Annotated in this window: 14 protein-coding genes; 1 reads left to right on the top strand and 13 read right to left on the bottom strand. The window is 44.9% G+C overall.

Going from position 1 to position 16,865, the window contains the following annotated elements; translation table 11 throughout:
* Window positions 1-186: 186 nt before the first annotated feature.
* Entirely contained in the window at window positions 187-1,494 is a 1,308-nt protein-coding gene (gene dsdA, locus AC4MRV_RS10005) for a D-serine ammonia-lyase (RefSeq protein WP_491187206.1), read from the bottom strand.
* 160 nt (window positions 1,495-1,654) lie between these two features.
* Here dsdA and dsdC point away from each other — a divergent pair, with 160 nt between their 5' ends.
* Entirely contained in the window at window positions 1,655-2,581 is a 927-nt protein-coding gene (gene dsdC, locus AC4MRV_RS10000; protein WP_491187205.1) for a DNA-binding transcriptional regulator DsdC, read from the top strand.
* Between the two features lie 36 nt (window positions 2,582-2,617).
* Here the strand turns inward: dsdC and AC4MRV_RS09995 are convergent, their stop codons facing one another.
* The 12 genes from AC4MRV_RS09995 to AC4MRV_RS09940 form a co-directional block, all read right to left on the bottom strand.
* Complete coding sequence (locus AC4MRV_RS09995) at window positions 2,618-3,256, bottom strand: sugar transferase (protein WP_491187204.1); 639 nt, start codon at window positions 3,254-3,256, stop codon at window positions 2,618-2,620.
* Between the two features lie 10 nt (window positions 3,257-3,266).
* A complete protein-coding gene (locus AC4MRV_RS09990) occupies window positions 3,267-4,454 on the bottom strand; it encodes a glycosyltransferase family 2 protein (protein ID WP_491187203.1) in 1,188 nt (395 codons plus the stop codon).
* Window positions 4,451-5,542: a glycosyltransferase gene (locus AC4MRV_RS09985; RefSeq protein WP_491187202.1), complete on the bottom strand. Its 1,092-nt coding sequence runs from the start codon at window positions 5,540-5,542 to the stop codon at window positions 4,451-4,453. The genes AC4MRV_RS09990 and AC4MRV_RS09985 overlap by 4 nt, the downstream gene beginning before the upstream one ends.
* A 154-nt stretch (window positions 5,543-5,696) precedes the next feature.
* Entirely contained in the window at window positions 5,697-7,121 is a 1,425-nt protein-coding gene (locus AC4MRV_RS09980) for a GumC family protein (RefSeq protein WP_491187201.1), read from the bottom strand.
* Window positions 7,118-8,230 carry a glycosyltransferase gene (locus AC4MRV_RS09975; RefSeq protein WP_491187200.1) on the bottom strand — a complete coding sequence of 371 codons (1,113 nt, stop codon included), beginning with the start codon at window positions 8,228-8,230 and terminating at the stop codon, window positions 7,118-7,120. Before AC4MRV_RS09975 ends, AC4MRV_RS09980 begins: the two co-directional genes overlap by 4 nt.
* Window positions 8,223-8,951, bottom strand: coding sequence for an acyltransferase (locus AC4MRV_RS09970; RefSeq protein WP_491187199.1), 729 nt, complete (start codon window positions 8,949-8,951; stop codon window positions 8,223-8,225). The genes AC4MRV_RS09975 and AC4MRV_RS09970 overlap by 8 nt, the downstream gene beginning before the upstream one ends.
* Window positions 8,952-9,041: 90 nt before the next feature.
* Complete coding sequence (locus AC4MRV_RS09965) at window positions 9,042-10,427, bottom strand: O-antigen ligase family protein (protein ID WP_491187198.1); 1,386 nt, start codon at window positions 10,425-10,427, stop codon at window positions 9,042-9,044.
* Window positions 10,420-11,868 (bottom strand): lipopolysaccharide biosynthesis protein, encoded by a 1,449-nt coding sequence (locus AC4MRV_RS09960; protein WP_491187197.1) that lies wholly within the window; start codon window positions 11,866-11,868, stop codon window positions 10,420-10,422. The genes AC4MRV_RS09965 and AC4MRV_RS09960 overlap by 8 nt, the downstream gene beginning before the upstream one ends.
* A 13-nt stretch (window positions 11,869-11,881) precedes the next feature.
* Complete coding sequence (locus AC4MRV_RS09955) at window positions 11,882-13,051, bottom strand: glycosyltransferase family 4 protein (protein ID WP_491187196.1); 1,170 nt, start codon at window positions 13,049-13,051, stop codon at window positions 11,882-11,884.
* Window positions 13,044-14,249 carry a glycosyltransferase family 4 protein gene (locus AC4MRV_RS09950; RefSeq protein WP_491187195.1) on the bottom strand — a complete coding sequence of 402 codons (1,206 nt, stop codon included), beginning with the start codon at window positions 14,247-14,249 and terminating at the stop codon, window positions 13,044-13,046. Before AC4MRV_RS09950 ends, AC4MRV_RS09955 begins: the two co-directional genes overlap by 8 nt.
* Before the next feature lie 132 nt (window positions 14,250-14,381).
* On the bottom strand, window positions 14,382-15,413 hold the full coding sequence (locus AC4MRV_RS09945) for a glycosyltransferase family 4 protein (RefSeq protein ID WP_491187194.1): 1,032 nt from the start codon (window positions 15,411-15,413) through the stop codon (window positions 14,382-14,384).
* Window positions 15,391-16,860 (bottom strand): sigma-54-dependent transcriptional regulator, encoded by a 1,470-nt coding sequence (locus AC4MRV_RS09940; protein WP_491187193.1) that lies wholly within the window; start codon window positions 16,858-16,860, stop codon window positions 15,391-15,393. The genes AC4MRV_RS09945 and AC4MRV_RS09940 overlap by 23 nt, the downstream gene beginning before the upstream one ends.
* Window positions 16,861-16,865 lie beyond the last annotated feature (5 nt).

Here is a 16,865-nt window from a genome sequence, read left to right as displayed (position 1 = left end):
CATGTCAAGGTAGTACTCTAACCAACTGAGCTACGGACCCATTCCTTAAGAACGACATGGATATTACCGAGAGTTATTCACGCGTGCAAGAGCAAATTATTGGTTTTTAAACTGTTTGCTTTACATCTAATCAAAAAGCCTGTTTTTTGAACCGCTTGGATGAAGAAATGTGCACTTCATCATACTTTATTTGCCCAAGTATTTGGCCATTTCTTCCGCGGGAACCATACCGCCCCCGGTTGCCCATACAATGTGTAAGGAGTTATCGAGAGATTGCTGAGAATAACCGAGACGTGCTAGATAATCGTGATTGGTAGAGACGATCGCCGGCCCTTTCATACCAGCAAGGGCAGAGGGCTCTAGTTGAATGGACTCACTTTTATCGAGACACCGCAAATGATCAAATAGTGTTTTGTCACTCACTGTGTAATAACCATCAATGAGTCTCTCCATTGCTCTGCCAACAAACCCTGAAGCGCGGCCTACAGCCAAACCATCGGCTGCAGTGATATTGTCGATGCCGATATCTTGTACTGATATACTGTCATGTAGGCCAGTATGCACGCCAAGTAACATACATGGTGAATGAGTAGGCTCTGCAAACAGGCAGTGGACGTGATCACCCAACGCCAGTTTTAAGCCAAATGCGACACCTCCAGGCCCACCACCAACTCCACAGGGCAGGTAAACAAAAAGAGGGCGTTCTTTATTGATGGTAATGCCTTTGGTCTGTAATTGTTGCTTTAACCGTTCGCCAGCGACGGCGTAACCAAGAAATAGAGTCCTAGAGTTCTCATCATCAATGAAAAAGCAATGTGGGTCTTTCTCTGCCTCTAACCTTCCTTGTTCAACTGCGACACCGTAATCGCTTTGATACTCGATAACCGTGACTCTGTGACTTCTGAGCTTGTCCTTTTTCCATGGCCTAGCATCGGCTGACATATGAACAGTCACTTTGAAACCTAGCTTCGCGCTAATAATTCCAATGGATAACCCGAGATTTCCGGTTGAACCTACGGCAATACTAAATTGAGAGAAGAAAGCGCGAAACTCTTGGTTATCGAGTTTACTGTAGTCATCATCAAACGCGAGCTTGCCGTGCGTGATAGCTAACTGTTCTGCGTGCGTTAAGACCTCATAAATACCGCCTCGCGCTTTAATGGACCCAGATATAGGTAAGTGACTATCGAGCTTTAACAACAATTTACCGAGCATTTCAGTGTTGTAATGCTGATTCAGTTGGTGTTGCATGGCGCTGATAGCACGTAGAGGAGATTCAATGACGCCATTGCTTTTCGCCGTTTCTGGAAACGCTTTTGCGATGTAGGGTGCGAATCGTTTGAGTCTCTCAGAGGCTTCATAGACATCTTCTTGACTGAGCCCAACAAAAGGCAGCGCTTCTGCCAAAGAAGTCGTGTTGGAATTAAACCAATGGCTTTCTTCTAGTGCGATGAGCGACGTTATTAATGGGTATTGTTCAGCTAAAGGGTGCATGGCAGTTATTTATCGATTTATGGTCATTCCATTTAAGCGTGCGTTAGAAGTGATGACAAATGATTAAATATCATTAATAGATGAGTGAAATTCAACTATGTTGCGGCTTTATTGTATAAAATAGAGGTAACGATTAGATTCTATCATGTAAGAGCGGGTAATGAATCGAGCAAATTTTTCGACATTGTCGAGCCTTCATTTAGCGAAACTGAACACATTCGAAGTGGCAGCAAGGTTAGGGTCTTTTGCCTTGGCTGCAGAGGAGCTCTGTTTGACGCCGAGTGCTGTCTCACACCAGATTGCTAAATTGGAGCGAGACCTTGATATTCTGCTGTTTGAGCGAAAGCATCGACAGATTTTTCTTACGCCTCAAGGGCAGCAAATTTATCAAACCTTAACCGTTTCGTTGGCACAGATTGGCAATGAGCTTATGCTCGTTCAAAAAGGGAGTATTGCAGGAGTGCTCACGCTTTATGTGCGTCCTTCTTTTGCTTACGGTTGGCTAGTCCCAAGGTTAAATGATTTTATTCAGCAACACCCTTCCATTGAGGTAAAGCTATTAACGGGAAATGATAATCTTGATTTGACTCGTCATGGCATTGATTTAGCCATCTATTACGATCATGTCGCGCCGACCTACGCCTATTCAGAAAGCTTATTTGAAGAGCAGGTCGTCCCTGTTTGCAGTCCTAGCTATGCTCGAAAGATGGCACTAGGCCAGGACGGGGCAAGTCTTGAACACTGTGTTTTGCTTCACGACAACCAAGCTTGGCATCTAGACACGCATACTAACGAGTGGAAGAGTTGGCAAGAACACCACCGTCATGTTGACTTAAAGTCGTGTCGCGCGATTGGCTTTGACCGCTCTGACTTAGCAGTGCATGCTGCAGTTAATCACGCAGGTATCGCGTTGGGTCGGGTTAACTTAATTCAAGCTGAATTAGAAAGTGAGAAACTGGTATTTCCGCTGACTCCGACACCAATGCCGACAGGATGCCGATACTATTTATTGGCGGAACAAAAAGAGCTGACAGTGAAGCAGCGTTGCTTTGTGGATTGGATACGTAAACAGATAACCAATGGCTAGCCCATCTCTGGCTAACCATTAGTTTTGAGGATGTGATTAACGGCCTCGGCCATCAAACATGACAACAATCGTACGGGTGATGATGTTGATATCCATCGCGAGCCAAGAGCGAAGAGAGCGCAAAGAGAGTGCATAGCTATGGTCAAAACCCACTTTACGGCGAACGTCGTCAATACAGGTGTCATACCCTTGATTGACTTGAGCCAACCCTGTAATACCAGGCATAACGCCATAGGTTCTGTCAGCAAAAAATGGAATGGCGGTCTCCAGTTTATTATAAAAGCTTGGACGCTCCGGTCTTGGGCCGATCAAAGACATCTCTCCACGAATGACGTTAAACAGCTGCGGGATCTCATCTAGCCTGGTTTTACGCAAGAAACGTCCAACAGGTGTAATACGCGGGTCATTCTCGGTCGCCCAGACCGCGCCGGTGAGTTGCTCCGCATCTTGGTACATAGTTCTAAACTTGATGATCTCAAAAAACATCATGCGATCCGGTGTCGATTTGCCCACTCTAAGCTGCTTATAAAATACTGGGCCGGGTGAGCTCGCTTTGATTGCAATGGCAATCAGAGGCATGACGGGTGAAAGAAGCAGTAAGGCGATTAATGAGCTGAGAAGATCAAATAAACGCTTAGTAATATAGATCGTAATAGGTGTAGAGGCATTACTCATAATAAACTCCTTAGTGGTTCAATTTTGACCACTTACCGCTCTCAATGCCAAGTAGGTAACGAACACCGCCGACAAAATTGGCAACGTGGCCCGCGACGATATAGAGAATTAATTTGCATACTTTGTGTCGGAAAATAAAAGGGAACTGATAGCTTAGAAAAGCGAGACTGTAGATAGCAAGCTGAGCGATTAACGCAAGGCTAAACAGCGGTTGTTCAATTAGCATCGCAGAGCTGACTAAGCAGGCAATCATCAAATAAGGGGTGAGTAATCTCAGTCCTTTTCCAGACAAAAACGCAAAGGCAACGCCTCCATGGCGTGGTAAAAACATTTCCGCTAACAAGATCGCTTGTTGCATGTTTCCAGCAGAAATACGCAAGCGGCGCTTAAAGTCCATGCTTTCGGAGGATGCTTCTAGTTCAAGGGCGGTCATATTGCTGTCGTATTCCGCCAAATACCCTTTTTTGACAATTTTCATCGGTAATATGAAGTCATCGTTGATGGTGTTTGCTTGTAAGTCATCAAACAAGTGGGTTCTAAACAGGTAGAATGCGCCATGTGCTCCAAGTGTTGAACCAAACGTGGCTTCGTTCATTTTGACTTGGCTTTGATATTGCCAATACTTTTGCTCACCCTTGTTCTGAGTATCGAATAGGGTATATGCGCCATTAACAACCCCGACTTCTGGGTTACTGAAGTGCCTGTTAGCAATCCATAAAGCATCCAAAGAAACGATGGCTGACACGTCACTGAGTGCAGTGATATCGCTGGTGATGTTTTTCATTTGATCGTTAACCACCGCCACTTTGCCTCGGTTTTTCTCATAAGCGTGAATCTCAAAATGAGTATCACAGCAAATGGCTTCTTGTATGGTCTCTTCGGCTCTTAATACGGTGTTGTCTGTACAGCCATCACAGGCAATGATCACTTTGAACTTTTTCTTTGGGTAGTCTAGAGAGGCGAGATTACGAATTTTGTCTGCTATCCATTGCTCTTCGTTGTAAGCGGGAATCAAAATGGTCACGGTAGCGCAATCTTGGTCACTGTTTTGTGTTTTGAATCCTCGAACTTTATGTCGAAGTGCTTTCAGTGGGTGACTTTTGGAGTACCACGCCAAAATTACTGGATAACCTACGTGGTGATAAATGATGAGAAGCGCACTAACACCAAAAGTAAGCATAAGCGTTAAATCGATCATGCGAGTTTCTCCTCAGTCAATGTATTGTAGGCGTGGATCATTTGTCTTATGTCGTTATGAGCCAGCACGAATGCTCTTGGGCTTGATGTGATAGGGGCGTATAGCGATTGTTGAATCGCATTAGCTAAGTGCTGGTGGTCTTCACTTGGCACTAAAACACCTGTCGCTGGATCAAGAGTTTCGTTACAGGCCCCGACGTCTGTAGCAATGCTTTTTACACCGCACGCTTGCGCTTCTAATGTTGAAAGAGGGAAGCCTTCGGAGCGTGAAGGTAAACAAAACAAATCGAGAGACTGGTAGAACCGAGGCATATCTTCTACTAAGCCAAGAAAAGTGACTCTATTGGCGACACCTAGAGCATTTGCCTGTGTCTCTAACTGAGCACGACGACTTCCGTTACCTGCAATCACCAAATGGACATAGGGGCTTAGCAGGGGTAAGGTTTTTATTAGTACGTCATGCCCTTTGACCTCTTCTAGTCGTCCTGCTGAGCCAATGATTTTAGCATTGACAGGCAATCCAAGAGCTTGGCGTGCTAAGGGTTTCGAGCCTGGCTTAAAGTGCTCACAGTCGATTCCGTTTTTGATAACGGTTAAATCTTGATAAGAAAAGTATTCGTTGAGCTGGTCACTCACACGCTGTGCGTCGGCGACTAAGCGAGGTTTAGCGACCCTTAAGGCAAAGCTCTGGATCAGGCGTTGCTTAAAGGAGTGCAAATGCCAAGCATCATGCTCGGTATGGATTCTAATACTGATGCCTGCTAAGCGTGCCGCGATGGCGCCATACAGTATTGGGCCAATGTGATGGGTGTGAACACAATGAGGCTTAAGTAAGCGAAACAGTTTATACAACTGAAACAGGGTTTTCCCACTTTTACCTTGGGGCTTTGATAAGAACAGTAGCTGTTTTTCATATTTGGCGAGCTTGGGCCATTTGGATATGGCATCTGCTTTATAGCCCTCAAGACTGACGAGTAATATCCGATGGTTTAGGTTGGAAAACGCAAGCATATTCAGTGCAAGGGACTCTAGCCCACCGGGAGCAAGGTGCTGTACAACATGGACGATAACTTTTGGTGTTTTTTTCATGATCGAATCCTTATGCGTCGACACATTTCTTATCTTGTTTTACTACCTAAAGCATAGGGTGTGCCAAGAATTAAGTTTTTAAATAACAGTTGTTTAGAGATAATTTTTGGTAAATTTAATCTGGAGAGTCATTTTGAATCTCGTGATGACAAAGTTATTTTATTTTTGGAAGGTAGGTGAGTACTGGAGCTTTCGTGATCGATTCAATTTCTTCGATACGACGAATGGATGAGTTGAACAGTTCGATAAAGGTGGCAATACCGCCGCCTAAGCCAATTCCCGCAACTAAGCCAGCGACGATGAAAATGAATATAGGTAGGTTTGAAGGATGGCTTGGGGTATAGGGTAGGTCGATAATTTTTACCCGTTTGCTTTGTTCAAATACTCCAAGTGAGCCTGTCAACTGGGCCATTTCGTAGCGTTGAACTAACTCATCATAAAGTTGGCGTTTTAAATTCACCTCACGGTCCAGTTGATAAAGGGTTCTTGCTCGGTCTCCGAATTGGTTTGCTGATTTTTCCAACTCTTCGATCATGGTTTGCAGACTTTTAGTTTCTTCTGATAAAGATTCATACCGACTACGCACAAGCTGCAAGTTGTGCAACTGAGTAACCAATAGGGGCTGTGCGTCGCCTAATTCAGACAGACTGTTACTGCTTGCGATATCCCAAAGCTGATTACTATCAACGTTAGGTTGTTCTAACTGAATCAACTGATTTCGTTCGCTTTCTAATCTTCTAAGCTCACGTTCTTTCCCTTGAACAGCACTATGGCTGTTGGTGTATTTGGCTTTGAGCAGGGTAAGCTCGCTACGAGTCTCGATAATTTGCTCCTCAATCCTGCCAACTACGGGGTTCGTACGAGATAACTGTTGATCTAATGATCCAAGACTTCTTTTTACACCAGATAACTCGGCTTCTTTTTCGGCAAGAGTCTGTTTTAGTGATGCGAGTCTTGAGAGGCTCTGGCTCTGCATTTCAGGCGTTACGGAAGCGTACTGATTTTTGAATGCCGCAAGCTTGATGTCAGCCTTCTCTAGTTCCAATCTTCTTTGTTCAATGTGAATCGCGAGGAACTCGGCAGAATCTTTAATTGATGAACGTTCTGGAGCTAGGAGCTGCTCAATGAAATGGTCACTAATTGACTCAAGTAGCTCCTTCATTCCAAGCGGACTAGGGGATGAAAGGGTTATTTTGAGAAAATCCTTACCTGGTTGAGTGACAGTTAAATTATTGGCTAGGCGGTTGATGACCCGGTCTTTCTCAGCAGGAGTCATTGTGTCATGAATCAGTTGGTGCTCGGTTGCGACGGCTGTCAGCACATGGCGACTTTTCAATAATGTGCTTAAGGCATTTAAGCGCTCTTTTAACATGGTAGATACAGCAATATCTTCCAGAAAAGGATTCATCTTGGCGGTTTCTTGAATCAACATGCTCGTGTGAGAGACATACTGAGCGGGAGCCATTTTGCCAACAAAGTATCCTGCAAATGGCAGAATCATGATGGGCAACAAAATGACATAGCGCTGACGCCAAGCTGCATTAAGCAATATGATAAATCTGAGCTTTAACTCGTTCATATTGCCTCCAGTAATCGAGAAAGCTCGTTACTGCGGCTATCCCAACTTTCTTCTTTCAGCTTCAGAACTGTAGGTTTTTGTTGGATTAAAACGTTATCTAACGCATCACTGTATTGCTCTGCGGTATGGGCGAAATGAATATGTTCACGATAACTGCGGCTTGCAGGGAAGGGCGATGAAATAACAGGAGAACCAGCAGCAAGGTACTCCATTAATTTTAATGGGCTGCAAGACAAAATTTGTCCATTGAGTACAAACGGTAGTAAACCCACATTCCAGTGCTGGCTATAACTTGGTAATTGATGGTGAGGCTTTGGCCCTAGGTAGTGAACATTGGCTAATTTGGGCAATGGGTTTTCGTTTACTTCTATTGGTCCGATAAAGACAAACTCCCAGTCAGGTCGCTGTTTGCAAAGTAGGCCAAGCATGTCGTAATCCAACCAATTTGACAAACTGCCATAGAAACCCGCTATGGGTTTGCCGCTGGTGGGTAGGTCATTCGCTCGGCTGCGTGGCTGACTGAATAGCGACATGTCGACACCATGCGGTAGTAAATGGGTCTTTACGCTGGGAAACTTACGGCACAATTCATTACTTGCTGCGAGGACCAAGTGTGCTTGTGAAACTAAGTCCAGTTCGTGCTGGCGAACTACGTCGTGATCAACACCCGCAAGAGAGGAAAAATCGTCACCACAGTAATAGACAACAGCCGATTCGTTTAATGAGCCGCATAGATCGGCAGCCGTTGGTAAAGATGTCCAAAGGATTGGTGAGCGTAGTTTTAGCTTTGCGATTAGCGGCTTGAGCTGAGCTACGATCATCGATTTGGCAAGCTTTCTTGCGAGATCGGAACACGGTGCAGGAATGGTCTTTATGTTTGCGACATGAATATTTGGGTGAGTCGTCGTAACATTCCCATAGCCTTTCTTTGCTTTACCTACCAGTTTGTTGAAGGCTCGACCCATGTCCTTTAGGTTGAAGCGGGGCTGACGTAACCCAATAGAGTTTACCCAAAGTACACGGCGATCTGATGCGAGGCGAGTGATGAGGTGCTGGGTACTGGATGGAAGCCCGCCAAAATCTTCTCCAAAAACGATGAGATCACGCATGACTAGGCTCCTTTTTTAATTGGCGAACAACTTTTGCTGGGTTACCTGCCGCTACAACAAAGGGGGGGATGCTTTTGGTTACGACACTGCCAGTGCCAATGATGGATCCTTCTCCTACGGTGACGTTTGGGCAAATGGTTACATTGGTTCCTATCCAAACATCTTTTTCAAGCGTGATATCACCTACATCTTCATCACGATCTCCAGCCCCTTGAGCCCGCAATGTTGCATCGAGGGAGTGGCCGGAATAGCCGAAAAAGAACGCTCGACCGGCTATGCGGACGTTATCTTTGATTTCAATTTTTCTTCCGACGGCGAATGTGCTTTGCCAGCCTATGTCGACATTGCTACCGACAACGAGTTGCGGTCGGATAGACTGAGGTCTGCCACTAAAAGTGGTTTGCCCTGATATTCGACAATCGCTGCCAACCGATATTTCTAAGGGGCCTGACACAAAGGGAACGCCTCCAAACAAATATAAGCCTCGGCCATAGTGAGTGAGGCGTCCTTTAAATGCCGGAGTATGGATTAATATGCGAGAAACGTTAGCGATGGTGCTCATACTTAATGAATAGAGACTTAGTATCAGTCGATTTAGCCAATTGGGCGTGGGTAGGTCGCATGCTCTTATCGTTTTCAGAATAGAAAACAGCTTTCGTGATGTTGGGCTGTCACTCTGTTTTAGCCATACTTTAAAACCGTTGAGTTGTTGAGCTAACATATTGCCACCTTCGTTATAAGTGTAATGTGCTAACTACTACATATAACGTGCCAAACTTAAATTTAAATTAAATCAATACCTTAGAATTCCCTATTGCAGGTGAGAATTTGGTTTCTCATTTTGAGTTGAATTTTGAGTAATGCGAGAAATCGCGATACAGAGTGCCGCCAATATGTAAATCGGCCACGTAAATCCTTGAGTTAAAAAGGTCCCCGAGACAATAGTACCTACAATACCAGCGTACACGGCCATTGCGGTTGCGACGAAGTGTGGTGAGAACACTGTCGGGTTTTGATCGAGTTTTCTAAGCGTAGTTCGGCTTGTTTTAATCAATCCGCTAATCATCCATATAAACACGGCTAATCCGAGAAAGCCCGTTTCGGCAAGCACACCAAACCAAGTACTGTGAACGGCATGGTTCAGACCGTCCCAGTGAGGGCTATAGAAGAAGTAATTTGCATAGAAATTGTTAAGGCCAACCCCAGAGAGAGGGTTATGTAGCGCCATTTTAAACGCCGCTTCCCACGCATAAAGACGTCCCATTGCCGATGCGTCGATGCCTTCTTCTGCAGCGCCTCCAGATTGGCGGTCTGAAATACCCGCCATTAAGAAGAGTGCAGATGCTGCCATTATTCCGAGCATTATTAATAAGGTTTTGGATTTGATCAGCCTAAGTCCGAACATGCCAAAAACAGCTAAGGATCCTAGCAGTCCGCCGCGGCTTTGGGTGGCTAACACAGCCCAGACTGCAAGGATGACCCCGATAGCACCCAGGAGTCTAGCTAGTCCAATGCCTTTGGTTGAAGCAAACGAGATCGCAAAGGCTAAAGGAAACATTAGAACCAGCGATAAATCGTTAGGATCACCCAACATGGATCCTAACTGTCGACCAATAGTGACGCGTGTTCCCTCAACGAGTCCGATGCCGTTTAGTGAGTTAAAGATAGCTACACTGGAAATCAGAAGTCCCGATATGATGATAAGTGTTGCGATTTTCTTAACCGTGGATTCAGTATCCACCAACCAGGCAATGGCAAGCGTCATGATGATGATTTTCCAATAAATATTTTTGAAAAATGTAATGGATAAACCTGGATTAGAAGCAAGCACAATGCCTACGGTGACGAGGAGCCAAAACACTGCCAATTGAGTTAAGTTGTTATGCCAATAAGGCTTTACCTGACCGCTAATAAGGGTATGCCATACTAGCGCAGCCAGAGCCCCTAATGAGAGCAGTAGTGGAATCTTCAGTGAGTAAAGAGCAGGGAAAGCCTCGTGTATACGAAAGAAAGAAAAAAGAACAAACAGACTAACCAGCCAAAAGGTTTGGTTTAGCACAAACAGAATGCCAAAGGGCACCAAGCATATGACGGCTATTAGAGCCGGGTGGGGCGCCATACTCCACAATATGGTTAATGCCCCACACAGCAGTGTCATGGCAATGATGGAACTACGGCGTGATTCCAAACTAGCCATAATGGCGTTCCTTACCCTTGCCACTAGACAGGGTGGATTTCGAGTGAGCGAGTTGTTTTCGAATCAGTTTAAGCTCAATGAGCTTAACTCGATGAGCATAGGAGATTAGGGCAAGAGGTTGAAGGAAGAGCATCAACCAAGTTATCGCCTGAGTTTGATCAAAACCGCCACTGAAAATGAGTAGCACGCTTAATGAAATCAAACCAAAAGTAGCGCCAATATTGTAAGGCAATGGAAGCAGTTTTTGACTGATAATCAACGCAAACAAAAATCGACTGACTTGTCCACAGAGCAACGCTGTCAATATTGCCTCTATACCGTGATCGATAGTCAAGGCTCCGATGGTAAATGCGATTGCGATGGCTGTGAGGTTTATGTAGAGCAACTTAGTCGTTTGTTTAGCGTATAAAATACCAATGTTGATCATTTCAGTAAGCTCTTTAAACACCATGATGAGAATTGTCATCGTGACTAGCTTCGCCGCTTGGTGATAAATATCGGGTAGCGCTAATGTGATGAATAGTTGGCTTGCCCACGATAGTGCAACTGCGATAACGCAGAGTAATAGAGCGCCTTGTTGAATCGTTTTGGCGACGGATAAGTTTCCTTTAGTCTCTTGTACTTGGAATCGTTTCGGCATCCACCACATATGAAATGGCTGAATCATAATTCCGACCGCTAAGGCAAATTTTGCCGCGATAGCGTAGATTCCTAGCGTAGTAAGATCTGTGTATCCAGCAATGAACCATCTTTCTGCACCACTTAGTGCAAATGCCACCATTGCAGAAAGCATTAATGGGGTGGAATATCGCAAATAACCTTGTAATCTCTCCCATGTAGGCAAGTGGATCTTAAATGGAAGGTAACAGTGAAGAAATACAAATTGCCCAAGTGTACATAAGACATTTGCAGCGAAGATTAGAGTTACGTCAGGTTGATATAACAAAATTGAAACCAGCAAACTAATCTGCGCAAACACCGTCAACATGCAGACTTTGAAGAACAACATTGCTTGATTGTGTAAGCGAAGCCACGCCAAGCCAATAGCTAAGGGCGCTTCATAGCATAATACAATGCCGATCAAAAAAGATTGGGTTTCGCTGATTTCAGATAGTGGTGCTCCAAGAAGGTTGTAGATTGTAAAGGTGGAAATGCCCAGCCCAGCCGAGATAAGTATCGTAGCGGTGTAGAGTTGACCGGCTGTTTTCGTCCTCTGTACTTGATTTTTGATGGTGCCGATAAATCGATACAAGTTCTCGTGCATGGCTAAGCCGATTAGCATGGAGAAAAATACTGTAGTCACACCAATAAACTCAAGGTGTCCAAGCTGATCAGGCGATAGATAATTGGCCATTAACGGCAGTGTAAGCAGCGACATCCCTTTGACCAAAAAAAGACTTATCGCATATAGGCTCATGTTTTTAATCGAATTGTTCGACATATCAGGCCCCTTGTTATTTTTGCGCGACTAGGGTTTCGTTGCAATCTAGATAGCGAGCAAAGCTTTGATATCGCGCCTCGGCTTTAAATTCTTTGGCCACTTTTATCGCCTCATTGCAGCAGCGTTCCATGACATCTCTTTCATTAAATGCGTAAAGAAGGGCATTACACAGTGAGTGCGGATCATCGGGCTGGTACTTAATGCAGTTTTTATTATGGGTAAGTTTTTGATCCCAATATGCGTTGTCTGAAGGCAGCAACACGCACATACCTGCGGCTAACGCTTCCAATATAGAGAGCCCAAAAGGTTCGCCACGACTAGTCGATATAAAGATGTTTGATTGACTGCGGATCTCATCCAAATTTCTAGGGTCTTGATACCATTGGGTATGGCGAAGGTTAATGGGGGCGTTAGACACAGGCAGTTGGGTATTGCGAGGCTTGATATAGCAGATGTTGACTGGTACGGGTTGAACGGTGTTGGCGTGTTTGATCGCATCAATTAAGGTTTCTAAGCCTTTCCACTTTAATAACGATGCTGCCCAAAAAGCGACGGGTAAAGAACGTTGAACTGGGGTCGGCCAACGGCTCTTGGCAATGCCGTTTATCGTTTCAAAGTAGTTTTCTGAATGAAAGTAAAGGTCTGCGATTGCTTCTACATCTTCATTTCTCAGTGTGCGGGCGGTATAACATCCCATTGCCTTGAGAATACTCTGTTTAGTGGAAGGCAAATAAAACACAGCAGAAGCATTGATCAAACAATATCCGATGGATCGAGAGCAACCTACGTTACCGTGCACCCACTGCACTACGTGTTTTCCGGTCATCTTTTGCACGAGATATAAAGGCATATCAATACCCGGCCCAGAGCCTCCAAGTAGTGTTGCTACACCTCTAAATCGCGCGATGAAAAACATAAGAATAAAGGCGGCAACAAGCTGCTCCAACCAATAGAGTAATCCGTTGTGATGCAAGGTAAGCCACTTGCTTAATGGCAGGTCGTAAACTCTTGGCTGGTGCTTTTTGTAAAACTCTGTCTTTTCCCAAAACTCGGAGTCAGCAGTGACAACAACAAAGTATTGCGTCTGATTACTGCATAGATTCAAAGCGTCACTTGTCGCGACTTTTGACCCTCCTTTGAACATAATCGGATCATAAATGAGCGTAATAGGAAGCTTAGACATGTTGACCTCCTAAATTTAAGCGTTTTGCGACAAATGTTTTCAAAGGAAGGAGCGTTCTTAATAGACCCAAAGGTTTTCCTTGTTCACTTGCCCATAGCTTCATGTAGACTTTCTCTACCGCGCGACAGGTGACGTCTAAGTCATGGTCGCGAATAATGGACTCATAGGCATTTTCGGCAAAATGGCTGCTGAGTTTTGGGTTGGCAATAACAAACCGCATTGCTTTTGTTAATCCGTTAATGCCCTTATTTTTGTATAAGACACCTGTTTTGCCATGGTGTACAAACTCTGGGATTCCGCCTTCATGGGGAGCTATCACGGGAATTTGTGCTAAAGACGCTTCTGCAACGACTAAGCCAAAGGCCTCACTGCGAGCTCCGCTGACAAAGGCATTACATCCTTTAAGCCAACCCACGACATTCTTTTGCTCACCTACAAAATGAATGTGGCGAGACAGGCGTAAGTATTCGGCTTGGTTCTCTAAGTTCTCACGTAACGGTCCATCACCAATTACGACCAAATGGGCATTTGGGTACTCTAAAGTGAGGTGGCGCAAAGCGGTCATTAAGCGGTCAATACCTTTACGGTGAATGAGCGAGCCGACAGTCGCAAAGACAAAATGCTGTTTGGGGATACCGAGTTTTTTCTTAACATCCACTTTAGGTTGTTCAATGAGAGCTTGGGTATCAATACCGTTGTGGATGACAGTTAGATTGTTTGCTGGATAGCCATCATTGAGAAGTGGGGTTGCAACGTATTGGCTGACTGCTATCACGTGTGGGCTAGTATGCAAGCCTAGTGTAAGGCGATCTCTAACCGTGTATCCACAATGAAGTTGTGTGACCAGTGGGACGCCTTTGATACGCGCCGCAGCAATCATCCATTGGCAAGGAGCTGCACTATTTACATGAACGAGTTCAATCTGTTCTCGCTCGATAATGTGGCATCCATATTCAATCAGATTGAGCCAGCTTACCGCATCATAGCGAGGGGCTTTCCAACCTAGCAGCAAAGGAAAATGATTAAGCTCGTTGGCGATGTTCATCAAGCTAAGTTGCTTAATAAGGGTACGATTATTGGTCCAGACGAATGGCGTATAGTGGCGTAAGTCTAAATACTTTACCAAATCGAGTAAGCAGCGTTCGCTGCCTCTAATCCAGTCATCACCATAGTGCACAAACAAGATTTTTTGAGCCATGACGTTCTCCTTTTCGCTACAAACTTCGTTACTAAAATAGTTAGAGCAAAGAGGGTGCCAATTTTAAATGTTGTTAAGGCTTTGAAAAGTAATCACTTTTATTTTTATTGGCCGCTTATTTCAATTTGACAATCAGATTGATTCATTAGGGCGATAGATTTCGAGTAGTTTTGGAATCAGTGCTTGAGGAGAAAAAGAGTGCTGGATAGTTTGCTGGGCGTTGAGGCGGACTTGGTTGAGCTCAGAATCGGGTAGGGTTTGGAAACCACTATAAAATTCGCATAATGCAGAAAAATCATCAAACAAGTAGCCATTTTGACCATGTTGGATGAGTTTAGCTAGGTTACCTACATTCAATGACATGACGATAATTCCTCTCGCCATTGCCTCCAACGCTGTCATGGGCAGGCCTTCAAAACGTGAACAGATGATCAACACATCGATCTGCGGCCAGACTTGCTCCATATCGGATTGGTAGCCATGAAAACGAACATTTTCAGGGGCAGTGTGGCTAAGCTGATCCTGATCTGGGCCGGTACCATAGATATCAAAGGCTTGATCGGGAAACATATGACCCATAGACACGAATCTATCTGCGGCTTTTTCATGACTTAAGCGGCCCACAAAAGCCGTTTGATGCCCGTGGATTGGAGATGAATAATGACTATCAACAAAGTTGTTGAGGTAAGTTGACCGACAAGGCAGTTTTTCTTGAATAAGAGCACTTACGGCGATCGAAGTAGAAGACAGCGCAGCGGTATATCGATCGATAATGTCATAAAGATACACTAAGCCTACGGGTGTTTCCCCTGCGTGATAAGTCGATACCTGGTGGATTCCCGTTGTTAGCCGAGCTGCTTTCGCGAGCAAGCTCGCCTTATAGCCGTGTGCGTGAATCACATCCGGTGACCTTTGTTTGATATGGCTGAGCAAAGTGGGAAGAGATTGGAGTGGCCTATCGGCTAAGAAATTGTGCGGGATGTCATTTGCGTCAAGATGCTCGCACAGAGCAGGAGGGGCATCGTATTTACGCACTATCCAGACAAAGACGGACGCTTCAAACTGCTTGAGTCCCTTGGCGAGTTGAACGACATGACTTTCAATCCCGCCAAAGGCTAAGCTATCGATGATTAACCAAACATTAGTCGGTGTATTGCTGCTCATCCTCAGCTTCCCATGCTTGTTTCTTACGGTACACGGTCGAAGGGCTAAGCTCTAGAAGTACTGCCGCATTAAGCACGTTGCCATCACAGTGGTCGATAGCTTGCTGGATGGTTTCTCTCTCGATTTGCCACATGGGGCGAATTTGACAAGGCGAGTCATCCATACTGCCATTGATGTTTGGCGCTTCATCTCTTAGTGGTTCAGAAACAGGATCTGCAGCCGCTGCTACTGTAGAAAATGAATGACTTGGTTTAGGCTGGGTTGATGTAGCCGCGCGTCCTTTGATTATTTGCTCAGGTAAATGGTGTACTAACAGTTTGCTATCGTCATTGAGCACCACAATATTACGGATAATGTTTTGCAGCTGGCGGACATTACCTGGCCAAGCATATCGTTTTAGTAATGATTCTGCGTCTCGGTTTATTCCTTTAAACTGTTTGCCATCTTCCTTGGAATAAAGCTTGAGAAAGTGGTTTGCAAGTGTCGCGATATCGTTGCCGCGTTCTCTAAGTGGAGGCATGTCGATTGGAACAACGTGGACTCGATAGTACAAATCTTCGCGGAACCGGCCTTCTTCGACTTCGGTAAGTGGTTCACGGTTGGTTGCACAAATAATGCGTACATCGACTTTTACTTCACGACTTGCCCCTAGTGGCGTAAAAGTACCTGTTTGCAGGAAACGCAGAAGCTTTTTTTGCATTTCCAAGTCCATTTCGCAAAGCTCATCGAGAAACAAGGTGCCACCATGTGCTTGAGAAGCAGCGCCTTTCCTGTCCGTTGTTGCTCCAGTAAACGCTCCTTTCACGTGGCCAAATATTTCGCTTTCCATTAAGTCTTTGGGAATAGCGCCACAGTTGATAGCCACGAAAGGCTTGTCTTTGCGTTTACTCTCTTTGTGAATCGCCTCAGCACATACTTCTTTACCAGTCCCACTTTCACCGATAATAAAGACACTGGCGGAAGTAGGCGCAACGGAGTCGATGATTTTGTACACCCCTTGCATGGGCAGGCTTGATCCAATGAAGCCATGGAATCGACTTCGGTCAAATTTAGACTCGATATCTTCAACCAGATATTCGAGTTTAACTTGTTGTAAATGGAGAGTGATCGATGTCTTTAGTCGATCCGCATTAATAGGTTTTTCTAAGAAATCCTTAGCGCCTTTTTGAACTAAGCTTACAGCAACGTTTACCGAGCCGTGAGCGGTCGCGACAATCACTGATGTAGGAACTTGATGTTCATTAATCCAATCTAAGATATCCTCGCCATCCATATCAGGAAGCTTTAGGTCTAGGATAACGAGCTGAGGAACATTACGTTCAATAAATGCGATGGCCTCACGGCCTGTCTCAACGTGGAAGAGATCGTAAGGCTCATCTTTTATGTATTGCTTATACAAGATTGCCAGTGACGTTGAGTCTTCAATCAATAATACTTTTGGTTTCATTACGA

This window comes from Vibrio sp. (assembly GCF_984391705.1).
This window is presented reverse-complemented; position numbering and strand designations above follow the sequence as displayed.